The sequence below is a fragment of the Dermacoccus sp. SAI-028 genome (assembly GCF_004346775.1).
Classification (GTDB): Bacteria; Actinomycetota; Actinomycetes; order Actinomycetales; family Dermatophilaceae; genus Dermacoccus; species Dermacoccus nishinomiyaensis.
Window position 1 is genome coordinate 2,131,625 of the sequence record NZ_SMFS01000001.1, and the last position, 23,025, is coordinate 2,154,649.

Genomic DNA, 23,025 nt, shown 5'->3' on the forward strand with positions numbered 1-23,025 from the left:
CTCGGGCGACGGGCCGTTCTCACGGGCCCTCACGCGAGGTGGCGCCCGACGCGCGGGCACAGTTCCCCTAAGAGTAATGGGTGAGCGGCGGCGCCGCCCCGTCAGAGTCCGCTGGGTCGGGTGCGTCTGCGGTTGCCTGTTCCCCCGGCGCCTGACGCAGCAGCGCGCGCGCCTCGGCGCGCGAGGACACCCCGAGCGTGCGATAGATCCGGGCAAGGTGGTTGCGCACGGTGTTCTCCGACAGGAAGAGCGTCGCGGCGATGCTGCGGTTCGAGCGGCCACGAGCCACAAGGTCGAGCACCTCGCGTTCGCGCGCGGACAGGGCATACGTCGGGTGGGGCGCCCGGGCGAGGGCGCATGCCACCGCCCACACCTGAGCCGCTCGCTCGGGTGCCACGTACGGCTCGTCGGCACGCAACATCCGGGCGAGCGCCGCTTCGTCGAGTGGCGTGGGCACCTCGGCGAGCACACCGTGAACACCGCAGCGGATGGCGGTGGCGAGGATGTCGTCGTCATCGGTGACGACGAGCAGGTGCTCGGGGGTGGCGTGTTCGAGCTGCGCGAGCAGCTCCGCGGCGCTGCGCGGCGCACACCACCGCCACGGCACCTGGCCGCCGGTGATGACGCCGGCATCAGGTCGGCGACCCCTGAGAAGGTCGCGCGGCGCGCCGGCGACGTTCATCGTTCGAGCCTGTTGGACGAGAGCGCTCGCGTGCACGAACCCGACCCCATGGAGGCGTCAGGGCGCGTTCGCCGGGCGGCGGGCGGTCCGTGACGCACCCGCAGCCCGGCGTCATCGGGCGCGCTGCTCAGGCTGTCTCCTCCAGCGTGTCCGGTGCTTCGTCGACGAGGTCGAGGTGGATCACTCCATAGCTCCACCCACGGCGGCGGTAGACGAGGCTCGGACGACCGCTGCTCTTGTCCTGGTAGAGGTAGAAGTCGTGGCCGACGAGTTCCATCTCGCGCAGGGCCTCGTCGACGTCCATGGGCGCGCTCGCGTGCACCTTCTCGCGCAGCTGCACCGGGCAGTCCGGATCCTCACCGAGCTGGGCGGCCTCCGGCGCGTCGTCGCGCGTGTCGGGCATGATCTCGAGCACCGGCAGATCCGCCGTCGCCTCCGCGACGGACATCGTGCGGTGCTGGCCGCGCTGGATACGACGACGGTCGTGCTGGCGGCGCAATCGCTCACCGAGCTTTCCCATGACGAGGTCGAGGGCCGCGTACTCCTCGTCCGCCGACGCCTCCGCGCGCACGACGGACCGCTTCGAGCGGCACGTCACCTCGACGCGGTAGGCCTCCTTGGCGCGGCGCGGGTTCGGCTCGTGCGTGATGACGACGTCGCAGCGCATGACGCGCGGGTCGAGCTGCGGAACCTTGGCCAGCTTGTCCTCGACGTGTCGCGCGAGGCGGGCAGGAACCTCGACGTGTCGGCCGGTCACGGTGATCTCCATGGAAATCGACTCCTCGGATCGAGAGAAACTTCGGTGAGAAATCGGCCCCGTCAGCCCGGCTGCAGGCGTCGGGAGCCGCTTCGTGCGCGCCACCACCTCCTGCGGGGATGCTTGTTCGATGTCCTCCAACCTAACCCCCCATCGACGCCCGGGGAAGGGTTCGGGAACGGTCGATTCCGGCCGCCCCCGCTGCGGGCGCCGGCGGGGTGTGATCGTCCCGCGGTCAGCCTGCCGAGCGGGCGTTCGGCTCGTGCGGCGTCGCCGCGAGCGCCGCGACGGCGACGACCCGCACGCCCGCTCGTTCCAGCGTCGCGTGCGCCGCGGCGAGCGTCGCGCCGCTCGTCACGACGTCGTCGAACAGGACGACGCGCGCGCCGGCGCGAACGAGACGCTCCGCCGTCCGCGGCTCGATCCTGAAGGCCCCTTCGACGTTGCGGCGTCGCTCGGCGAGAGTCAGCCGCGCCTGATCCGCGACGCCCCGATCGCGGTGCCGCAGCAGGCTCCGTCCGCTGACGAGGCTGGTGCCCCGACACACGGCGTCGCACAGTTCGCCCAACGGAAAGCGTCCCCGCTCACGGTAGGCCGCGGCCCGGGACGGAATGGGCACGAGGACGAGTGGCCCGGCGCCGGCCGATGGCCGCGCGCCCAGCGCGGCATCTTCGAGTGTGGCGTCGGTGAGTGCGCGAGCGAGCGAGCGGCGCGCGAGGCGCACGAGGACGTCGAGGCCGTCGCTGCGTCCACGATCCTTGAACGCCGTGATGGCCTCGCGCAACGGCCCGTCGAACGCCGCAGCGACGGCGACGTCGAGTTCGGGGGCGTGATGGGCTCGCACCGTGAACGCTTCACGGCACAGACCGGCGTCGCACGTCGCGCACCAGCTCGGGCCCCATGCGCCGCAGCCGAGACAGTTCGACGGCCACGCCAGATCGACGACGTCACGCAGCGCGCCCCTCACCCACGCGACCGGCGGCGTGAGCCGGGCGCCGACGTCGCGAGACTGGCGGGGCACACCCGCGATGATGCCGCCCGCGCGACGACGTCACCACCGACACGCGCTCGCCCCTGTGGACGAGGGTGCGCCGCAGCGCTCCCCCGGGCCACAGCCGTCACCGGTTGTGGACGACGGAGTCTCGGCCCACGCTGTCCGGCGCGCTTTCGACCACCTCATCCAGAGCGACGAGCACGTTCGGCGCGCGCCGAACGACGGCGTCCCAAGCGGAGACGGGTGTCAGGATCGCGGGGCGATGAGGTCGCCCCGGGTGAGGAAACTGCTCCACGAGGAGCCCTGGCGCGTGAAGACGGTGTTCGCGTCGGTTCGCACGAACAGGCCGCTTCGCCCGTCGAGAGTAGACACGAGGCTGCTCGCGCCCGTGACGCCGCCGAGGGGCACCGGGGCGTCGTCGAGCGGCACGAGGGTCGGTTGCAGGAGACCGTCGCTCGTGCCGAGGACGGCAAGTGACGTTCCGTCCGCCCACACGACGTCCTTGACGTCGTGCACGCCCGGCGCGATGTCGTGCGCCGGGCCGAGGGAGACAGGTCGACCGCGCTCGTCGCGTTCGACGGCTGCGACGACGGCGCGGGCGTCGTCGCGGTCACGGATGGTGAGAGCGACGCGGGAGCCCTCGGGCGACACGCTGAGCGACGTGACGGAGGACGCGCCGAGCCACGGGACGTCGAGGGCTGTCGGTGTTCGCGTCGGCGAGGTCGACGTCGTGTCGAGCGCCCACAGCGCGGCGCTCGAGGTGTCGCCTGTCCTCTTCGACCTGGACGCCTGCGACGACGGTGATGCCGACGACGTGCGGCCTGCCACCCACAACCATCCGGAGCTGTCGAACGCGGGACGCACGAGCTGGTTTCCGAGATCGGGGACGGTGACGTCGGTGCCGTTGAGCCAACGTCGTACCGACGTGCGGTCCTTCGAGATCGCCGCGATCTGCCGCCCGCCCTGGCCGGCGGCGAGCAACGACCAGTCGGCCGGCACCGCGGGCAGCACGGGGCGTCCCTGCGCCGCGCGGGCGTCGGTGCCCGAGACGGAGTCGTTCGCCTGGGCGTGCGTCCAGGCGAGGTAGGCGCCACTGCGGGAGATGACCTCGTCGAGGCTGTCGGCGGTGATCGAGTAGCCGACCTGGCTCGGGTCGCTCACCTGCGCAGGCAGGTTGTCGGTCTCCAGGCGCGCCCCGCCGACGCGCACTGAGACCGAGCGCACCTCCGGCGCCTGCATGACGGTCGCCGTCACCGACGCCCACAGCGCGGCGCGCGCGGGGTTGTCGGCAGCGCTCGCGCGGCTGGAGAGCGCGACGTCCGCCTCGCCGTCGCGCACGGGCACGGCGTCGACGGCGAGCGCCGTCCCCGTCGGCAGGCTCGTCGCGATGGCGGGGCGCAGCCACTGCGGTGGGGCGGAGAGCGCCGCGCGCGCGAGCGCCGTCGCGAGACCCTGGCGCGGCAGCAGGCGCGGGTCGGGTACGAGCGAGCGTCCGTAGGCGGCCGGGTAGTACACGTTGACGCGGCTGAACAGGCGCGCGACGTCCGTGCTGCTGATCCACACGCCCAGCCCGTCGGGCACCTGGCTGAGGCGCCATCCCCCGGCCGTGGAACCCACCGTGAAGCGCAGGTCGCGGCGGGTCGTCGACGGTTGGCGCACGAGGTGGCCATCGGCGTCGATCGTCGCGACGACGGGGACGCTGAGACGCACCGTCGTCGTGTCGGGGCGGGTGGCCGTGATGTCGCTGTCGCCCGCGAAGACCGTGACGGCGCTGCCCGGTTTCCAGCGACGGCTCGCGTCGCCGGTGAGGAAGGTGCGGGCAGCCTGGTAGTCGTCGTGCGCGGACATCTGGGCGCGTAGGAAACCAGTCGCGATCTGGCGCGGATCGTCGTAGGCCGACGCCGTCAGCGGCTCGACGGCGAGCGGTTCGCTGTCGTCCTTCGCGTCGACGGCCTTGCCCGGCGCGACGCTCGACGTCGAGGGCAACCCGACGCACCCGGCGGTCGCGAACACGCTCGCCGCGGCGGCCACGGCCACCAAGGCGCGCGGCAGCCTGCGTCGTGGGCTCATCGTGGGGCCTCGCCGGCGTCGACGGCGCCCTCACCGTCGATGACCTGGGGCAGTGAGTTCGAGCGCTTCTTCGCATCGATCGCGACCGGGTAGCCCGACGCCAGGCGTGCCCCGCCGTCGGAGGTGCGCATCGTGCCGCTCGAGATCTGTTTCGTCCTCGCGGTGAGGCCGGGCTGCAGCGGGCCCGGACTCGCGGCGATGGCGACGCCCTGCACGCGCGGCAGCGTCAACCGGAAGCAGGAGCCCTCGCCGGGTGCGCCCCACGCCTCGAGAAAACCGTCGTGCAGGCGGGCGTCCTCGAGAGAGATCGACAATCCGAGGCCCGTGCCGCCCGTCGTGCGGGCGCGGGCGGGGTCGGCGCGCCAGAACCGGTCGAAGACCTTGTCCGCCTCGCCCTCCTTGAGTCCGATGCCGTAGTCGCGGACGCTGACGCTGACGGCAGTCGAGTTGGCGCGCAACGTCACGACGACGGGCTGGCCCTGGCCGTGCTCGATGGCGTTGGCGACGAGGTTGCGCAGGATGCGCTCGACGCGGCGGCGGTCGACGTCGATCGTGACGTCGATCGTGACGTCGTTCGGCGCGTCGAGCACGAGGCGGCAGCCGAGCTTGTCGGCGAGCTGCGCGTGCATGTCGTTCACCTCGGCGCACAGCTGGCGCATCGACGTCGGTGTGCGGCTCAGCACGGCGCCGCCGGCGTCGAATCGGCTGATCTCCAGCAGGTCCGCGAGCAGCGACTCGAAGCGGTCGAGCTCCTTCGACAGCAGTTCGGAAGAACGCGCGACGTGCGCCGCGAAGTCGCCGCGTGAGTCGTGGATCATGTCGGCGGCCATGCGGATCGTCGTCAGCGGTGTGCGCAGTTCGTGCGAGACGTCGGAGGTGAAGCGTTGCTGCAGGTGCGACAGGTCCTCGAGCTGGCCGATCTGACGTTGCAGGCTCGAGGCCATGGCGTTGAAGCTCGTCGCGAGGCGCGCGATGTCGTCCTCTCCGCGCACCGGCATGCGTTCGTCGAGGTTGCCGGCGGCGAGGCGCTCGGAGACGTGCGCGGCGGAGCGGACGGGGGTCACGACGAGGCGCGTCGCGAGGTAGGCGCAGGCGCCGAGGAGCAGGATGAGCGCGAGGCCGCCGGCGGCGAACGAGGTGCGCACGATGCTGAGCGAGTCGGCTTCCTTGTCCATCGGGAAGATGAGGTACAGGTCGTACGCGCCGGCGTTGGGGATGCTGACGCGTGAGCCGACCATGACGGCGGGGATGTGGCGGCCGGTCGCGTCGAGGGAGATGATCTTCGTCTGCTGATGCGCGGGGTCGCGGGCGAGGGCGCCGCGCACGTCGGCGGGTGGGGTGAAGCCGCGCGCACGGGCCGTCGCGACGAGGGGGATGCCGGGGCGCGTGTTGTCGCTGGCGCGCATGAGGATGACGAGGCGCGCGGAGTCGTCGAGCGGGCTCGCGATGCGTTGCACGGAGTCACGCGAGAGGTTGTAGAGCGTCGTCATGTCGGTCTTGTCGGTCGCGTCGAACGCGCTCTGGACGTCAGCGGTCTCGCTCAGCGCGATCTGTTGCGCGGACGCGGTCTTGCTGCGCACGAGCCCGTCGGCGATGCCCTGGTACATGAGGGATCCGACGGCGATGACGACGGTGAGGCCCATGAGCATCGTCAGGCTGATGACGCGCACGTGCAGGCTGCGTCGCCAGCTGCGCACGCAGAACGTGACGAGGCGCCTGATTGCGCGGCGGGACGCGTCGTAGGCGCGTCGTAGGACGCTGCGGGGTGCCTCAGGTGGCGGGTGTGCTGGCACCGGCCTTGTATCCCACACCTCGCACGGTCACGACGATCTCGGGCCTCTCCGGGTCCTTCTCGACCTTGGCGCGCAGGCGCTGGACGTGCACGTTGACGAGGCGCGTGTCGGCGGCGTGGCGGTAACCCCAGACCTGTTCCAGCAACACTTCGCGACTGAACACCTGCCATGGCTTGCGGGCGAGGGCGAGCAGGAGGTCGAACTCGAGGGGAGTGAGGGAGATCGGGGTGCCGTCGCGGGTGACGGAGTGGGCGGCGAGGTCGATCGTCAGGTCGCCGATGGTGACGGTTTCGGGTTCGGCGTCGCCGCGGCGCAGGCGGGCGCGGACGCGGGCGACGAGTTCGGCGGGTTTGAAGGGCTTGTTGACGTAGTCGTCGGCGCCGGCTTCGAGGCCGGCGACGACGTCGAGGGTGTCGGTGCGGGCGGTCAGCATGACGATGGGGACGTCGGATTCGGCGCGGATGGCGCGGCACACTTCGACGCCGTTCTTGCCGGGCAGCATGACGTCGAGCAGGACGAGGTCGGGTTTCGCGTCGCGGAACGTGGCGAGTGCTGACGTGCCGTCGCCGCAGTGGGTGACGTGGTAGCCCTCGCCGCGCAGAACGATGCCGAGCATCTCGGCGAGTGCCGGGTCGTCGTCGACTATCAGCACACGGTTCATCACGTGGGGGCCCCTTCCTTCGTGCGGCGCGTGCGCCCGGTGGGGCGCCGTCCTCGGCTCATTGTCACACATGCCTGCGGGCCCACCCCGGACCTCTTCGCGCGTCCTGCCGTCCCCGGGACGTTCGTCCCCACTCTGCCTGCGCGTGCGTTCTGTCTGACCGAATGTGGACGTGATTCGCACAGGTGGGCGAGATTCGCGAATGTGACCGTAAATGGCAGGTGTGCACACCCCGCGCCCACGGTTGAAACGGCGACAGCCACGCGGGCCGTACCACGTCGCAACGTGGACGGCCCGCGTGTCGCAGTGAGACGGGCCCGCCAGGGCCCGGCCACAAGACGCGCCAGAGAGAATCAAGCCGTAACGCGCCGAGACTGGACCGGCGAGCTTGCGAGCCGGCCAGCATCGGCACGTTCCGGATCGTGCGGGCCGTACCACGTCGCAACGTGGACGGCCTGCGTGTCGCAGTGAGACGGGCCCGCCAGGGCCCGGCCACAAGACGCGCCAGAGAGAATCAAGCCGGAGCACTCCCGCTACTGACGCGCGCTTGCGCGCGGTCAGTAGCGGTAGTGCTCCGGCTTGTACGGGCCGGCAACGTCCACGCCGATGTATTCGGCTTGGTCCTTGCGCAGTTCGGTGAGTTCGACGCCGAGGGCGTTGAGGTGGGCGCGGGCGACCTTTTCGTCGAGGTGCTTGGGGAGCGTCTTGACGAGGGGTTTGCCGTTGTCGGTGTAGGCGTTGCCGTTGGTCCACAGTTCGATCTGGGCGATCGTCTGGTTGGCGAACGAGTTGGACATGACGAAGCTGGGGTGGCCGGTGGCGTTGCCGAGGTTCATGAGGCGGCCTTCGGACAGCACGATGATGGAGCGTTCGTCGTCGGTGCCCTTGTCGAACGTCCATTCATGGACCTGCGGCTTGATCTCGACCTTTTCGATGCCGGGGATCTTGGCGAGGCCGGCCATGTCGATCTCGTTGTCAAAGTGGCCGATGTTGGACACGATGGCCTTGTTCTTCATGCGTGCCATGTGGTCGGCGGTGATGATGTCGAAGTTGCCAGTCGTCGTGACGAAGATGTCGCCGTACTCGCAGGCCTTGTCCATCGTCGTCACCTGGAAGCCTTCCATCGCGGCCTGGAGCGCGCAGATGGGGTCGATCTCGGTGATGACGACGCGGGCGCCCTGTCCGGCGAGGGCGGCGGCGACGCCCTTGCCCACGTCACCGTAGCCGGCGACGACGGCAACCTTGCCGCCGATGAGGACGTCGGTGGCGCGGTTGAGGCCGTCGATGACGGAGTGGCGGGTGCCGTACTTGTTGTCGAACTTCGACTTCGTCACGGAGTCGTTGACGTTGATTGCCGGGAACAGCAGTTCTCCCGCGCGCGCGAGTTCGTAGAGGCGGTGCACGCCGGTGGTCGTCTCCTCGGTGACGCCCTTGATGCGCTCGCCGACCTTCGTCCACTTCTGCGGGTCGTCGGCCATCGTGGAGCGCACGAGGGCCTTGAAGACGCTGAACTCCTCGGAGTCGGCTTCGGTGGTGGGCGGCACCTGGCCGGCCTTCTCCCACTCGGTGCCCTTGTGCACGAGCATCGTGGCGTCACCGCCGTCGTCGAGGATCATGTTGGGGGCGTCGTCACCGGACCAGGTGAGAATCTCGTTCGTGCAGGCCCAGTACTCCTCGAGGCTCTCGCCCTTCCAGGCGAACACGGGGACGCCCTTCGGGTCCTCGGGCGTGCCGTCGGGGCCGACGACGACGGCAGCGGCCGCGGCGTCGTCCGTCGAGTAGATGTTGCAGCTCGCCCAGCGGACCTCGGCGCCGAGCGCCGTCAGAGTCTCGATCAGGACGGCCGTCTGGACGGTCATGTGCAGCGAGCCGGCGATCTTGGCGCCGGCGAGCGGCTGCGACTCGGCGTATTCCTCGCGCAGGCTCATGAGGCCGGGCATCTCGTGCTCGGCGAGGCGCAGCTGGTGGCGGCCGGCTTCGGCGAGGCTGATGTCGCGGATCTTGTAGTCGAAGGACATGGGGATGTCGTTCCCTTCGGTTGTCGAATGACGTTCTCGATCAGGCGTCGCCGGCGCGCCCCTCTGGGCTGCTTCGCGCATGGGTCATCACCCACGCCGAACGCGTGCTCGTCAGTCTATCCGCCATCACTGACAGGCCGCCGGGGGCGCCGCATCGCTCAGTGCGCGGCGGCCTGGTCGCCGCTGCGGCGGGCGAGCGCGGGCGTCACGAGGGCGACGAGGACGAGACCGACGAGGACGCCGACGATGGCGCTGATGAGGGTGTTCGTCAGCCAGGCGAGCACTCCCCCGAGCGCTCCGGTGGCGTCGGCCACGGCGTGCTCGACGTGGTGGACGGCGTCGTACGGCGCGTGCCAGCCCAGTTCGGCGGAGTTCGCCAGCAGGATGTGCCCACCGACCCACAGCATCGCCACGACGCCCAGCGTCGACAGGAACGACATCACCTTGGGCATCGCCGTCACGAGTCCACGGCCGAGCTTCTCGTTCTTGCCCGACTCGACGAGGTGCAGGCCCACGTCGTCCATCTTGACGATCAGTGCGACGACGCCATAGACGAGCGCGGTGATGAGGAACGCGACGACGATGAGGACGATGGTGCGGGTGAGGAACGGTTCGTGATCGACGGTCTGCAGCGAGATGACCATGATCTCGGTCGACAGGATGAGGTCGGTGCGGACGGCCTCGGCGATGACCTTGTTCTCGTCGACGGACTCGGTGGCGACGTCCTCGGCCAGGTGCTCGGCCGGGGTCTCCTCGCGGTGGGCGCGGCGGTGCGCGAGGGCGTGACGGATCTTCTCCGCGCCCTCGTAGGACAGGTAGAGGCCACCGAGGATGAGCAGGATCGTCACCGCGATGGGCAAGAACTGTGACAGCACGAGGATGACGGGCAGGATGATGAGCAGCTTGTTGCGGATCGAGCCCTTCGCGATCTTCGCGATGATCGGCAGCTCGCGTTCCGCGGCGAGACCCTGCACGTAGCGCGGCGTCACGGCCGTGTCGTCGACGACGACGCCCACGGCCTGCGTGCTCGCCTTGCCGGCAGCGGCGGCGACGTCGTCGACGGACGCCGCAGCCATGCGCGCGAGCGCGGCAACGTCGTCGAGCAGTGCGAACAGTCCGCCCGCCATCAGCGCACCTGCGCGCTTCGGTGCGACGGCGGCATGGCGTCAGGCCTCGGGTGCGGAGCGGCGGGCATCATGCGCACAGCCTAGAGAAACCTGGGAGGCTCACGAAATACGCTGAGGGAAGCTATCGACTCCGAGCTTCAGCCCTCGATGCGCGTCGCACCGTGCTGGGTGGAGCCGCCGTCGTTCACCCGCTCGTCGGGCAGGTCGGTGTGCACCGCGGACGAGCGGTGCCCGATACGGCTGCCGACGCGCCCGAGGTCGATGTCGGGTTCGAGGTACATGAGCAACTTCATGTCGGGCTTCGCGGCACGTGCCGCCTGTTCAGCCATGTCGATGGCGTGGGCGATCTCCTCACCCGTGTCGCTCTTGTCGACGGCGAACTTGACGGCGACGAGCAACTCCTCGGGGCCGAGGTGGCTCGTCTTCATGTGGATGACGCGGTTCACGCCGTCCGCCGACTCGATGGCACGTCGGATGTCGCGCACCGTCTCGGGGGTCGCCGCCTCGCCGAGGAGCATGGACTTCGTCTCACGGAACAGGAAGATCGCGACGAGGATGAGCAGGATGCCGATGAGGCCGGCGCCCACGGCGTCCCAGATGCCGTTCTGCGTGACGAGGGCGAGCGAGATGCCGACGAGGGCGAAGACGAGACCGGTGACGGCCGCCGAGTCCTCGCACAGGAGCACGGGCAACTCGGGGCTCTTCGCCGACTTGAGGAACTGCCCCCAGCTCTGTTCGCCCTTCTGCTCGCGTGCCTCCTTGGCCGCCGTCATGAGGGAACGGCCCTCCATGAGGATCGCCAGCACGAGCACGACGATCGGCACCCACCACCAGGCCTCGTCCGTCGACGGCTGCTTCGCGCCGGGCTCGCGCATCTGATGGAACTTCTCGTACGCCTCGAACAGCGAGAACAGGCCACCGAGGGAGAACACGATGATGCTGACGACGAAGCCCGCAAGGTAACGCTCACGCCCGTAACCGAACGGGTGATCCTCGTCCGCGTCCTTCTGGGCCTTCTTGCCGCCGATGAGCAGGAGGATCTGGTTGCCCGAATCGGCGGCGGAGTGGATGCCCTCGGCGAGCATCGAACTCATGCCGGTGAGCAACCACGCGATGATCTTCGTGACGGCGATGCCCAGATTGGCGGCCAGCGCGGCGAAGATCGCCGTGTTGTTGCCGCTGTGCCCGCCCGATCCGGTTTCCTTCTCGTCACTCATGACCCCGAGAATAGGTGGCGCCTCTCGCGCCGCCAACCGCGACGGCGCCGTCACACTCCCTCGATCCAGCGAAGGACCCGCCGTGCCGACTCTGCTCTATCTCAGCGAATCCGACGTCCGGGCAGCGTTCACGGCAGACGTCGCGCACGCCTCGCAGCACGCGGCGTTCACCGCGCTCGGACGAGGAGAGGCGCTGCTGCCCGCACGTCTGCTGCTGCCGGGGCGCGGCGACGACGTCGCGTTCTGCTACGCCGCGCGGGCCGAGGCGAGCGCACCGGCCGTCAGCAAGTTCGGTTCGGTACACGCCGGCAACGTCGACGCGGGGCTGCCCGCGGTGCACGCGCTCGTCACGGTGCTCGACCCGACGACAGGTGTGCCGACGTGCGTCATGGCAGGCACGACGCTGACGACACGCCGCACGGCGGCAGCGAGCGCCGTCGCGATGGAGGCGTTGTGGTCGCCTGACTCGAGCGGGCGCGACGACGTCCGTGTGGCCGACGGCGCAGGTGTCGGTGCCCGGGACGGCACCGGTGTTCATGTCGCGATCGTCGGGAGCGGCGTGCAGGCCGAGGCGCACGCGCACGCGTTGTGCGCCGTCGGCGGTGAGCACACGGTGGGTCGCATCCGGCTCGCGGCGCGCGACCGCGCGAGTGCCGACGAGTTGGTCGCGCGCTGGCATACGACGAGGCCCGAGGGCGCACCCGACATGGAACTCGTCGACACGGTCGAGCAGGCGTGCGCGGACGCCGACGTCATCGCGGTGTGCACGACGTCGACGACGCCCGTGCTCGAGGCGACCTGGGTGCGTGACGGCGCCCTCGTCATCTCCGTGGGCTCGTTCAGCGCCGAGCGATCCGAGGTGCCGAGCGACCTCGTCGCTCAGGCACGCGTCGTCGTCGACGACCGCGAGACGGCACTGGCCGACAACGGGTGCGTCGTCGCGGCCCTCATGGCCGGGGTGCTCGAGACCGGCAGCGTCGAGACGCTCGGCGAGGTGCTCGTGCGCGACGCCGCACATGCCGATGATGATGACGCAGAACGTCACGTCTGGAACGACGACTCCTCGAACAACGGCGCCATGAACCACGGCGCCGCCGACAGCGACGCAGGCGCCCACGGTGAGCGTCGCCCGCGCGTGACGCTCTACGCCTCGGTCGGGATCGGGTTGCAGGACGCTGCCGCGGCCGTCGCGGTACAGGAGGCCGCCCAGCGCGCCGGGGTCGGGACGCCGCTGCCGCTCTGACATCGCTGCCAGGGCTCACTCGCCGTCGCACCCCGGGGTTCATTCGGGGCGCATCCTGGGGCTCAGTCTCGCCGTCGCACCCCGGGGTTCATTCGGGGCGCGTCCTGGGGCTCAGTCGAATTCGAGCCCCAGCAGCGCGTTCTCGAGCACCTCGGTGAGCGCCGGGTGAATCCAGTACTGCCCGCGTGCCATCTCGTCGGCGGTGAGCCCGAACGACATCGCCTGGACTGCAGGCTGGATGACGATCGAGGCCTCCGGGCCGACGAGGTGCACGCCGAGCAGCTTCTTCGTCGCCTTGTCGGCGATGACCTTGCAGATGCTCGTCGTGTCCTCGAGGGCCCAGCCGTAGGCGATGTCGCCGTACTTCTGCACCTTCGTCGTGATGGCGTGCCCGCCCTCGCGCGCCTCGTCCTCCGTCAGCCCGACGGTGGCGACCTGCGGGTGCGTGAAGACCGCCGCCGGCACGACGTCGTGCGGGAACGCGCGCAGGTCGTCGGGGTGGACGAGGTTGTGCGCGACGCAGCGCTCCTCGGCGTTGGCGACGTGCTTGAGCTGGTAGCGCGAGGAGCAGTCGCCGAGTGACCAGACGCCGTCAGCGCCCGTGCGTCCGTACTCGTCGACGACGATGCGCCCGTCGTCGCGCACCTCGACGCGGGTGTTCTCGAGGCCGAGGTCGTCGGTGTTGGGGATGCGGCCCGTGGCGACGAGGAGCATCTCGCCCTCGACGACGCGCCCACCTCTCAGCGTCACGCGGATCGTCCCGTCGCGCTGTTCGATCGACTCCATGACCGCATCACGTTCGAGAGCCCACTGGTCGGTGGCGGCGTGGGTGAGGACGCGGCTGACGTCGTCGTCGGCGTGGCGCAGCACGCGCTTTCCGCGTGCGAGCATCGTCACCTCGACGCCGAGGGACGAGAACACGTGGGCGAACTCGAGGGCGATGTACCCGGCGCCGGCGATGACGAGCGAACGCGGCAACTTCTCGATGCGCATGATCGTGTCGCTCGTCTCGTAGGGCACGCCGCTGTCGGTGACGACGGGCGGGATGTTGGGACGCGCGCCGGTCGCGATGACGATCTGGTCGCCGCTGATCTCCTCGTCGTAGCCCTCGACGCGCAGCGTGCGGTCGCCGGTGAAGCGCGCGTGGCCGCTGAACACGGTCGTGTTGCCGTCGTCGCTGCCGCGCTCGCGGTACGCGCGTCCGCCCGCGGAGATCGCGTCGATGCGCTCGAAGACGCGGTCGCGGATGTCGTCCCAGCGCACCTGATCGACGTGCGCGTCGACGCCGAGGCGCGACGCCTCCCGCGCGCTGCGCGCCACCTCGGCGGCCTGGACGAACATCTTCGTCGGGATGCAGCCGACGTTGAGGCAGGTGCCGCCGAAGACACCCTTCTCGATGACGGCGACGCGCTTGTCGGCGAAGTCGGGCGTCACGAGCGAGTTGCCCGAGCCGGTGCCGATGATGACGAGGTCGAAATGAGCCATGCCCCAACCCTAGGCGCAGGCGGGGACAACCCCGGAACGCCGGGCATTTCTTCTCACGGACCTCTCTGCGCGAGCGAGCCTCCCGAGCCTCGAGGCGTCGAACGATGGGCGTCAGTGCGGGTGGCGCAGGCGCTCCATGAGGACCGCCGCCTGCGTGCGCGATTCGAGGCCGAGTTTCGCGAGCAGGCTGGTGACGTAGTTCTTCACCGTCTTCTCCGCGAGGTGCAGGCGCCCCGCGATCTGACGGTTCGTGTACCCCTGCGTGATGAGGTCGAGCACGCGCTTCTCCTGCTCGGTGAGCGCGGCGAGTTCGGGGCTCTCGAGGGCACCGTCACCGCGCAGGCGCGCGCGGATGACGTCGGCGTCGGCGGTGTCGAGCAGCGACTCCCCCGCCGCGACGCGTTCGATCGTCTCGATGAGGTCGGCGCCGCGCACCTGCTTGAGGACGTACCCACTCGCGCCCGCGAGGATCGCGGCGAGCAGGGCCTCGTCATCGTCGTAGGAGGTGAGGATGAGGCAGCGGATGTTCTCGTCGACGCTGCGCACGGCGCGGCACACCTCCATGCCCGTGCCGTCTGGCAGCCGGCCGTCGAGGATGGCGACGTCGGGGCGCGCCGCCGGGATGCGCCGCGTCGCCTCCTCTGCGCTGCCGCTCTCGCCGACGACCTCGCAGCGCCCCGATGACGCCAGCAACTCGGCCAGGCCGCGACGGACGATCTCGTGGTCGTCGAGCAGATACACGCGCACAGTCATGACCCCATTGTGGCCGCTGCGTTGAGTTCGCGCCGCGCGCTCCCCCAGGATGGGCGCATGACGGACTTGACCCTGGTCTCGTTCCAGCCCGTCAGCCGCGTCGGCGTCACACGCCACCCACGCGATCTCGTCACGATCGCGGAAGATGAAGCCCTCGACCGGCCCGGGCAGCGGCCACCGCACCGGATACCCCGACACCGGCTGCTGCTCGCACAGCAGCCGCACGAGCGCGTCCCGATCACCGTCGTCACGCAGCCGAATGTCGACGCCCATGCACAAAACACGGCGCTGACGCCGCGTCAGCTCAGGAGGTTCCTGCCACATCACCGGCGCGCAGGTGAGGACGAAGGTCCCCGGGCGCTGCGGTGAGGCGCGGGTGAGGATGAAGCATGCCCTCACCGAGCGAACCGACACCGGAGCAGATGCTCGATGCCATGGGACGGACCGGTCGGGCGCACGTCAGCGTCTCGCGGGGTGCTCTTCCGTTCGTCATGCCCTGTGGCGTGCGTGTTACGGGTGGCGACGTCGTCGTCGAGACGGCCCACCCGAGCGTCACACGCGGCGCGCAGCGACGCGACATCGCGGCCGTGCAGGTCGAGGCGCTCATCGACGGAACGTGCTGGTCGATCAGCGTCACCGGCCCGCTCGCCATTCGCTCGACGTCGGATGCACCGCAGCGCGGCGATGTCGTCCTGCCGACGCGGGAGGCTCTGTTCAGCGCCGAGTGCCTATCATCGGCGCATGGTCACCGCGTCGATCCGCTCCTTCGATCCGGTCTTGCCGAACGAGCCTGACGAGGCTCTGCTGGCCGCCGTCATCGAACTGAGCAAGGATCTCGAGCTCAAACCACTGCTGCGCCGATTCGTCGAGACCGCAGCGGAACTCACCGGCGCCCAGTACGGGGCGCTCGGCGTGCTCAACGCCGAGGGGCGCTTCGACGACGTCGTCATCCACGGCATCGACGCCGAGACGGCCGCACTCATCGGCGACGGCCCCCACGGCGAGGGCGTCCTCGGCGCGATCATCGCCCACCCGCACACGCTGCGCGTGCCCGACATCGCCGCGCACGAGGCGAGCGTCGGCTTTCCCGAGCACCACCCGCCGATGTCGTCGTTCCTCGGCTGCCCCGTCGTCATCCGCGGGCAGGTCTACGGCAACATCTACCTGACGAACAAGCGCGACGCCGAGGAGTTCTCCGCCCGCGACGAACGGGTGCTCGAGGCGCTCGCGTCGGCCGCGGCGTCCGCCATCGCGCACGCTCGGACGCTCGCCGAGGCGGGGGCCCGCGAGCGCTGGCACCGCGCGGCGGCCGAGGCCGCGCAGCTCCTCTCGCAACTGCCGCCGGCGCAAGCGTGGCCGCAGGTCGTCGCGCGGTTCGACTCGATCCTCACCGCCAACCACGTCGAACACGTGCCGGGTCACCGCAGCGCAGCGCGCCTCGGCGACCTCGCCGAAGAACTGCTCCTCGCGCCGCGCGCACGATTCTTCACGCACGACGTCGCGGCGCGCCTCGTCGACGAGCGCATGCGCTGCGCGATGGTCGTGCCGCTCGCCAGTGACGGCGAGAACCCGGAGCTGCTGCTGTTCGCCTGGGACCGCCCGACGCTTTCGCTCGACCCCGAACCCATGGAGGCCATCGGGCAGACGATCGCGGACCGACTCTCGGTCGCGACGTTGCTCGCCTACCGGCACGCCGAGGCCGAACGCGTCGCCATCCTCGAAGATCGCGACCGCATCGCGCAGGACCTGCACGACCACGTCATCCAACGCATCTTCGCCGCCGGCATGCGCGTGCAGAGTGCGCTGCCGCGCATCGACGACGAGGTCGCCGTCGAGAAGCTCGACGCCGTCATCACCGACCTCGACGAGACCGTCACCGACGTGCGCCGCGCGATCTTCGACCTGCACACCGGTGGCGCCGCGTTGGCGCTCGCGCACACCGTCGACCAGCTCGCCGCGCAGGCGCAGGACGCCCTCGGATTCGCGCCGAGCGTCAGCGTCAGTGGTGCCTACTGGACGCTCGACGACGCCCTCGTCACCGACCTGCTCGCCGTGATGCGTGAGGCACTGAGCAACGCGGCGCGGCACGCGCACGCGAGCGCCGTGCGGGTCGTGCTCGACGTCGGCGACGAGGTGCTCGTCAAGGTCACCGACGACGGACGCGGCCTGCCCGAGCACCTCGAACGACGCTCGGGGATCGCCCACCTCGTCGCGCGGGCCGAGCGACTCGGCGGCACCTGCGTCATCCGCGCGAGGCGCAGTGGCGGCACGGCCGTCGTGTGGCGCGTGCCGAACCGTCGCGCGGCTGTGACGCCCTGACGGGCTGGGCTCAACCGCAGCGAGACGTCACCCTTCGCGCGAGCGCGGTCGGAGTTCGGGCGCTTCAGGCATGGCGTGACGCCTGACGTACTGGCCGCGGCGGGTCAGTAACCGGCCGCGGCCTGCGGGGCGTCCGCGCCGGTGGCGTCGCCGTCGAGCCCGTCGAGAACCACCCGAGTACCCGAGAGGCCGAGACGGCTGGCACCGGCCGCGATCATCGCGTGGGCGGCGGCAGCGTCGCGGATTCCGCCGCTGGCCTTGACGCCGATGTCGGGGCCGACGGTCTGGCGCATGAGGCGGACGGCGTGCTCGCTCGCACCGCCGGCGGGGTGGAAGCCGGTGGACGTCTTGACGAAGTCCGCGCCCGCCGCGACGGCAGCACGGCAGACGGCGACGATCTCGTCATCGCTCAGTGCTGCGGATTCGATGATGACCTTGAGCACGCGGCCCTCGGTGGCCTCGCGCACGGCCCGCACGTCGGCCTCGACGTCGTCGAAACGCCCGTCCTTCGCGGCGCCCACGTCGATGACCATGTCGACCTCGTCAGCCCCCCGCGCCACGGATTCTGCGGCCTCTGCGGCCTTGACGGCGCTCGTGTGCTTGCCGCTGGGGAACCCGCAGACCGTCGCAACCTTGACGCTCGTCTCCACGGGGAGCATCGACGGCGACACGCAGATCGAGTACGCGCCGAGCGCCTCGGCCTCACGGGCGAGGGCGTCGACGTCCGCGCGCGTCGCCTCCGGCTTGAGCAGGGTGTGGTCGACGATCGACGCGACGTGCGCGCGGTCGAACGGGGAGCCTGATGAGGACGAAGCAGCGGTGTTCATACCACTCAGCCTACCCAGTGACGGGACGGGAGGATGCGCCCGTCGCAGGCCGCACTCCGCCTCGTCGGCCGCGCCTCGGGCACATGGGTCTGACCGCGAGCCCGCGCGCTCGGACGTCAGCGGCCGAGCCGGTCGCGCAGTTCGGTGACGTGACGCGAGACTGCGGGGTCGAGGCCCTGCCCGAGCGCGAGGTACGTCGCAGTGAAGTCGACGCGGTGCATGAGCTGCGCGGCCCGCGCGATGGCCGGGCCTGCGTCGGGATGCATCTCGACGACGACAGCTCCCGCCGCGCGAGCGCTCTCCTGGATGCCGCTCGCGACCCAGGCCAGTGCTCCCACGCCACCGGTGCCGTTGCCGCCCAGCCCACTCGCTCCGCCGGGCGCATCGCTGACGAAGAAGCCATCGGCTCCGTCACGCGCCGCGCCGGACCCGCCCGTCGCGTCCGAGTGCAGCGTGAGGAACCCGAGGCTCGGTTGGCGCGGGGCGTCGAGGAACGGGTCGGCGAAGATGTCGTCCGGCGCGGAGACGGCGCCTTCCCCCGCGCCGGCAGTGAACGGGCCGTCGAGCGTCGCGACGAGGTCGGCCGCGTCGTCGGGCAGCTCACCCCACGTCATCGGCACGCGCGCCGTGCGGGCGAACATCGACGAGGCCCGACGCGCCGCGAGCGCCGCGACAGGGCCGTCGGCGAGGGCGACGGGCACCGTCCCGGCGAGCTGGAGCGCGGCGAGCTTGGCCGGGTTGACGAAGTGCTCCGACGACGGTCGCAGCGTCTCCGATTCGGCATCCAGCATCGCGGCGGCGACGAGCAGGTCGTCGTCGCTGACGTCGACCAGCCCCAACCGACGGGCGCCCATGAGCACGGGGGTGAGCAGCGACCACAGCGAGGTCCGGCTCGAGACCCGCCCGCGGCCGACACCGATGTGCACGCCGCGAGCGCGGGCACAGACGTCGGCGAGCGGCGAGTCGTCGGCACCGACCGTCAGTAGCGACGCGCCCCGCCGTGCCGCCTCCGCAGCGAGTGCGAGCGGCCCCTCAGCGCGCCCGGACAAGGAGACCGCGATGACGAGGTCGAGCGGCCCGACCCAACCGGGCAGCGGCACGTCGCGCCGCGTCATGACGGGCACCGGCGAACTCGGCTGCGCGAGAGTCTGCAACACATCGCCGACGCGCTCCGACCCGCCGAGCGCCCCTACGAGAACCGAACGCGGTCGTTCGTACCCGGCGACGTCGTCGATGCCCGCTTCGCGCGCGAGCGTCAGGGCCTCACGCACCTGCGCGCCCGCCGTGGCGAGCGCACGCAGCGATCCGCGTGAGTCGCAACGTTCGAGGTGGCCGGCGTCGTCGAGCCAGCTCTCGTCGAGATGGGCCATGACTTCTCCTCGGCTCGGGGGTTCGTCTCAGACATTCGGGGCGCGGCGACGCCGCCGTCGTTGCTCACGTCGAGCGTGTTCGCGGGCCGCGCGGTCGATGACCGCGCGCGCGAGCGTCAGGCGGGCAGCACGCTCGCGTCGTCGGCGAGCAGGACGGGGATGCCGTCGCGTATCGGGTACTGCAGGCGCCCGCCGCGTTCTGCGTCGACCCCGGTGCTGACGAGGACGGGCGCGCCCGAGGCGTCACTCGCGTCCTCCAGCTCGGTGCCGGTGACGGGGCAGCGCAGGATCTCGCGCAGCCACGGGTCGATCGTCAGGGGCCGGCGGCTCTTGTCGTCGTTCACTGAGCTTCTCCTTCGCGGACGGCGGCGAGCGCGGCGTCGCGCACGCGCTCCATGGTGGCGGTGTCGGCGGCCTCGACGTTGAGGCGCAGCAGCGGCTCGGTGTTGGACGCGCGCAGGTTGAGCCACCACATCGGATCGCTCTCCCCCGCGCCCTCGTGGACGAACGTCACGCCGTCGAGCGCGTCCTCGGTGAACTCGCCCTGCGACGCGACCCACGTGCGCACGCGGCCCGTGGCCGCGGCGGCGTCGCTCACCGTCGAGTTGATCTCCCCCGACGCCTCGTAGCGCGCATACGCGGCGACGAGCTGCGACAACGGTGCGTCCCGCTCCCCCAGCGCCGCGAGCACGTGCATCGCGGCGAGCATGCCGGTGTCGGCGAACCAGAAGTCGCGGAAGTAGTAGTGCGCGCTGTGCTCGCCACCGAAGACGGCGTCGTGCTCGGCCATCTGCGCCTTGATGAACGAGTGCCCGACGCGCGTGCGCACCGGCTGTGCGCCGTTCTCGGCGATGACCTCGCCGACGGCGCGGCTCGAGATGAGGTTCGCGACGACCTTGACGTCGGCCGCTGCGGCCCCCCGCGCGACCTCCTTCGCGATCTCGCGCTCCGCGACGAGCGCCGTCACCGCGGACGGCGTGACGGGCTGGCCGCGTTCGTCGATGACGAAGCAGCGGTCGGCATCGCCGTCGAAGGCGAGGCCGATGTCGGCACCGTGCTCGACGACGGCCTGCTGCAGGTCGACGAGGTTGGCCGGCTCGAGCGGGTTGGCCTCGTGGTTGGGGAACGTGCCGTCGAGCTCGAAGTACAGCGGGACGATGTCGAGCGGCAGCTGCGCCAGGCCCGCGTCGGTGCCGAGCACGGCCGGGACGGTGTGGCCGCCCATGCCGTTGCCCGCGTCGACGACGACCTTGAGCGGGCGTCCGCCCGACAGGTCGACGAGACCGCGCAGGAACTCGGCGTACTCGCGCAGCATCTCGCGCTCGGTGACGCTGCCCGCCGGGCCGTCGAACGGCACACCCTGACCTCGATCGAGCGCCCATTGCGCGAGGTCGCGGATCTCGGCGAGACCGGTCTCGAGGGAGACGGGGCGAGCGCCCGCGCGGCACAGCTTGATGCCGTTGTACTGCGCCGGGTTGTGGCTCGCGGTGAACATCGCGCCCGGCAGATCGAGCGCACCGGAGGCGAAGTAGAGCCCGTCAGTCGAGCACAGCCCGATGAGGGTGACGTCGACGCCGTACGCGGCGGCGCCGTCGGCGAACGCGCGCGACAGCTCCGGAGAACTCGGGCGCATGTCGTGCCCGACGACGATGGCGTTCGCGCCCTCGGGGCGCACGACAACCTGCGCGAACGCGGCGCCGAGCTCGCGGGCGACGCGCGGGGAGAGCTGGTCGGGCACGAGGCCACGCACGTCGTAGGCCTTGATGAAGTCGTTGAGCGCGGGTGCAGTCACGACGTTCACTCTACCGGCGCGAGGGCCCTTCCCGACCGTCGAAGGGCCTGTCGAACCGGCCCCCGTCGGCGTCGTCGTCATCGGAAGCGTCAGAGAGCGCGTCCGCGGGCGTCTGACCGGGCAGCACCCGAAGGTGACGGCGGCGCTCCGTCGCCGACAGCAGCGTCGGGTCACTCGCGGCGACGCTGCGCGTCGAACGGCGCGTCGGCTCGGGCTCCCCCGGCGCCGGGCGTACCGCCGCCTGACGCACGGCCTCGGCGAGCGCGACGAGATCGTCGGGCGTCGGCTCGGGCGGCGTCATGTCGACGGCGAGGCGGACGATGTCCCACCCGCGCGGCGCGGTGAGGCGCGTCGCGTGGTCGGCGCACAGGTCGTAGGTGTGCGGCTCCGCGTATGTCGCGAGCGGGCCGAGCACGACCGTCGAATCGGCGTAGACGTACGTCAGCGTGGCCACGGCGGGCTGGGAGCAGGCCGATCGGGAACACTGTCGCATCAACGTCACGAGGCACAAGGGTACGCCACGGCGGGCACCACGTTAGGCTCGCCGGGTGACTCCTCGCCCCACCCCACGCGCGCCGCGCGGGGACGCCCCGACGCGGCGCGATCGTCACGGGCGCCGCCATCGTGGGCCGCTCGCGTGGCCGCCCACGCCGTCGATGCTGTCGCGGGCGCGCTCGTTCGACGAGGCGGTGCTGCGCAGCGTCGAACGGCTCGAGGCGCGTTGGGGCGAGAGCCTGGAGCACATCGAGATCGGCGTCGAGGAGGTGCCGCCGTCCGATCCGAGCGCGTGGGAGGACGCCGTGCCGCTCGGGCGCGCCTTCCCAGCCGAGGGCAAGCACCGCGCGCGCATGGTGATTTATCGCCTGCCGATCCAGACGCGCTCCGCCGACCTGTACGAACGCGACCTGCTCGTCGAGCACGTCGTCACCACCCAAATCGCGGCCCTGCTCGGGCGCGAACTCGACGAGGACGACCAATGAGATTGACGCCCACCGCCGCCCCGCTGCTGCCCGCCGACATCCTCGTCGCCGGGCGCGCACCCGTGCTCGTGACGGGCGCGTCGGGGGTGCTCGGGCGCTGCGTCGTCGAGGAGCTGCTCACCTCCTCCATCCCCGTGCGCGCGCTGACGCACCGACGCGACGTCGACCTGCCCGAGGCGGCGGCCGGCATCCCGGCGCGCCTCGAGCACGTCACCGGCGACCTCGGCACCGGCGCCGGGCTCGACGCGGCGCTCGACGGCGTCGAGGCCGTCATCCACTGCGCAGGCAACCCGAAGGACGCGCGCCGCGTCGACGTCGAGGGCACGAGACGCCTCGTCGACGCGCTCGACGCGTGGGCACCGAGCGCGCACCTCGTCCACGTCTCGATCGTCGGCTGCTTCGAGAACCCCTACCCCTACTACCGGGCGAAGGCCGACGCCGAGAACGTCGTCGAGGCCTGGCACGGTCGCGCGAGCATCGTGCGCGCCACCCAGTTCCATCCGTTCGTCGCGCAGCTCGTGCGCGGCGCGGGCGCTCGCGCCCTGGGCGCCGTCGAGGACATCGAGGTGAGCCCCGTCGACCCGCGCTGGGTGGCGACGAAACTCGTCGACGTGGCGTCGCTGCTCACGAGCCTGCCCACGCCGATGGAGCTCGCCGGGCCGGAGACGTTCACCCTCGCCGACATCGCGACGCTCACCGCACACCTCGATCGCCGACGCGCGCCGTGCACGGCCCCGCTGCCGACGATCGGGGTGACGATGCGCGCCTTCACCCGCGGCGCGCATCTGCCGAGCGAGCAGACACAGATCGGTGGACGCACCTACGCGCAGTGGCTCTCGGCCGAAGAACACTGACCTACCGGTAGGACGCCGCGCCGCGTTCAGGCGGCGGCGTGGTTCGGTGTCGGGGAAGCTCGGGAGTGAGTTGCTGCGGCTCG

General features: G+C 71.0%; 21 protein-coding genes and 1 pseudogene. 6 read left to right on the plus strand and 16 right to left on the minus strand.

Going from position 1 to position 23,025, the window contains the following annotated elements; translation table 11 throughout:
* Positions 1-67 precede the first annotated feature (67 nt).
* The 9 genes from EDC82_RS09750 to EDC82_RS09790 all read right to left on the minus strand — a co-directional run bounded on the left by EDC82_RS09750 (position 68) and on the right by EDC82_RS09790 (position 11,319).
* A complete protein-coding gene (locus tag EDC82_RS09750) occupies positions 68-682 on the minus strand; it encodes a response regulator transcription factor (RefSeq protein ID WP_051806017.1) in 615 nt (204 codons plus the stop codon).
* A gap of 127 nt (positions 683-809) precedes the next feature.
* Positions 810-1,451 (minus strand): ribosome hibernation-promoting factor, HPF/YfiA family, encoded by a 642-nt coding sequence (gene hpf / locus EDC82_RS09755; protein ID WP_062258541.1) that lies wholly within the window; start codon positions 1,449-1,451, stop codon positions 810-812.
* Between the two features lie 223 nt (positions 1,452-1,674).
* Positions 1,675-2,460 (minus strand): ComF family protein, encoded by a 786-nt coding sequence (locus EDC82_RS09760; RefSeq protein ID WP_051806019.1) that lies wholly within the window; start codon positions 2,458-2,460, stop codon positions 1,675-1,677.
* A 219-nt stretch (positions 2,461-2,679) separates the two neighbouring features.
* Positions 2,680-4,503 carry an LpqB family beta-propeller domain-containing protein gene (locus tag EDC82_RS09765; protein ID WP_081873695.1) on the minus strand — a complete coding sequence of 608 codons (1,824 nt, stop codon included), beginning with the start codon at positions 4,501-4,503 and terminating at the stop codon, positions 2,680-2,682.
* The gene (gene mtrB, locus EDC82_RS09770) at positions 4,500-6,296 is read right to left on the minus strand and encodes an MtrAB system histidine kinase MtrB (RefSeq protein WP_038568929.1); all 1,797 of its coding nucleotides are present in this window, start codon (positions 6,294-6,296) and stop codon (positions 4,500-4,502) included. The genes EDC82_RS09765 and mtrB overlap by 4 nt, the downstream gene beginning before the upstream one ends.
* On the minus strand, positions 6,274-6,960 hold the full coding sequence (mtrA, locus tag EDC82_RS09775) for an MtrAB system response regulator MtrA (RefSeq protein ID WP_115297234.1): 687 nt from the start codon (positions 6,958-6,960) through the stop codon (positions 6,274-6,276). Before mtrA ends, mtrB begins: the two co-directional genes overlap by 23 nt.
* Positions 6,961-7,514: 554 nt before the next feature.
* Positions 7,515-8,975, minus strand: coding sequence for an adenosylhomocysteinase (gene ahcY, locus EDC82_RS09780; protein WP_062257350.1), 1,461 nt, complete (start codon positions 8,973-8,975; stop codon positions 7,515-7,517).
* A 158-nt stretch (positions 8,976-9,133) separates the two neighbouring features.
* Positions 9,134-10,102: a DUF808 domain-containing protein gene (locus tag EDC82_RS09785; RefSeq protein ID WP_062257348.1), complete on the minus strand. Its 969-nt coding sequence runs from the start codon at positions 10,100-10,102 to the stop codon at positions 9,134-9,136.
* A gap of 137 nt (positions 10,103-10,239) precedes the next feature.
* Positions 10,240-11,319: a cation diffusion facilitator family transporter gene (locus EDC82_RS09790; protein ID WP_062257346.1), complete on the minus strand. Its 1,080-nt coding sequence runs from the start codon at positions 11,317-11,319 to the stop codon at positions 10,240-10,242.
* Between the two features lie 82 nt (positions 11,320-11,401).
* Between EDC82_RS09790 and EDC82_RS09795 the strand changes: the two genes are divergently transcribed.
* Positions 11,402-12,562 (plus strand): hypothetical protein, encoded by a 1,161-nt coding sequence (locus EDC82_RS09795; RefSeq protein WP_062257344.1) that lies wholly within the window; start codon positions 11,402-11,404, stop codon positions 12,560-12,562.
* Between the two features lie 111 nt (positions 12,563-12,673).
* Here EDC82_RS09795 and mtr read toward each other — a convergent pair whose 3' ends face one another.
* Both mtr and EDC82_RS09805 read right to left on the minus strand, forming a co-directional pair.
* Entirely contained in the window at positions 12,674-14,047 is a 1,374-nt protein-coding gene (gene mtr, locus EDC82_RS09800; protein ID WP_006944436.1) for a mycothione reductase, read from the minus strand.
* Positions 14,048-14,158: 111 nt separating this feature from the next.
* A complete protein-coding gene (locus EDC82_RS09805; protein WP_040014450.1) occupies positions 14,159-14,800 on the minus strand; it encodes a response regulator transcription factor in 642 nt (213 codons plus the stop codon).
* Between the two features lie 57 nt (positions 14,801-14,857).
* Here EDC82_RS09805 and EDC82_RS09810 point away from each other — a divergent pair, with 57 nt between their 5' ends.
* From EDC82_RS09810 to EDC82_RS09815, 3 genes are read left to right on the plus strand one after another with little or no spacing between them, the layout of a single operon-like run.
* Complete coding sequence (locus tag EDC82_RS09810; RefSeq protein ID WP_131941318.1) at positions 14,858-15,169, plus strand: hypothetical protein; 312 nt, start codon at positions 14,858-14,860, stop codon at positions 15,167-15,169.
* A 20-nt stretch (positions 15,170-15,189) separates the two neighbouring features.
* Positions 15,190-15,594, plus strand: coding sequence for a hypothetical protein (locus EDC82_RS14555; protein WP_038568943.1), 405 nt, complete (start codon positions 15,190-15,192; stop codon positions 15,592-15,594).
* Entirely contained in the window at positions 15,542-17,119 is a 1,578-nt protein-coding gene (locus tag EDC82_RS09815) for a GAF domain-containing sensor histidine kinase (RefSeq protein ID WP_038568945.1), read from the plus strand. Before EDC82_RS14555 ends, EDC82_RS09815 begins: the two co-directional genes overlap by 53 nt.
* A gap of 104 nt (positions 17,120-17,223) precedes the next feature.
* On the opposite strand, the gene deoC is transcribed toward EDC82_RS09815, so the two are convergent.
* The 5 genes and pseudogenes from deoC to EDC82_RS09840 form a co-directional block, all read right to left on the minus strand.
* Positions 17,224-17,946, minus strand: coding sequence for a deoxyribose-phosphate aldolase (gene deoC / locus EDC82_RS09820; protein WP_006944421.1), 723 nt, complete (start codon positions 17,944-17,946; stop codon positions 17,224-17,226).
* A 116-nt stretch (positions 17,947-18,062) separates the two neighbouring features.
* Positions 18,063-19,316 (minus strand): SIS domain-containing protein, encoded by a 1,254-nt coding sequence (locus EDC82_RS09825; RefSeq protein ID WP_006944416.1) that lies wholly within the window; start codon positions 19,314-19,316, stop codon positions 18,063-18,065.
* Between the two features lie 116 nt (positions 19,317-19,432).
* Positions 19,433-19,660: a Trm112 family protein gene (locus tag EDC82_RS09830; RefSeq protein WP_006944432.1), complete on the minus strand. Its 228-nt coding sequence runs from the start codon at positions 19,658-19,660 to the stop codon at positions 19,433-19,435.
* Positions 19,657-21,108, minus strand: a complete 1,452-nt coding sequence (locus EDC82_RS09835; RefSeq protein WP_050786465.1) for a phosphomannomutase/phosphoglucomutase — start codon at positions 21,106-21,108, stop codon at positions 19,657-19,659. Before EDC82_RS09835 ends, EDC82_RS09830 begins: the two co-directional genes overlap by 4 nt.
* A 121-nt stretch (positions 21,109-21,229) precedes the next feature.
* A pseudogene (locus tag EDC82_RS09840) lies at positions 21,230-21,610 on the minus strand (DUF3499 domain-containing protein); the annotation flags it as partial.
* Between the two features lie 46 nt (positions 21,611-21,656).
* Between EDC82_RS09840 and EDC82_RS09845 the strand changes: the two are divergent.
* Positions 21,657-22,088, plus strand: a complete 432-nt coding sequence (locus EDC82_RS09845; protein WP_006944419.1) for a metallopeptidase family protein — start codon at positions 21,657-21,659, stop codon at positions 22,086-22,088.
* Entirely contained in the window at positions 22,085-22,942 is an 858-nt protein-coding gene (locus tag EDC82_RS09850; protein ID WP_006944417.1) for an SDR family oxidoreductase, read from the plus strand. The genes EDC82_RS09845 and EDC82_RS09850 overlap by 4 nt, the downstream gene beginning before the upstream one ends.
* Positions 22,943-23,025: the final 83 nt, after the last annotated feature.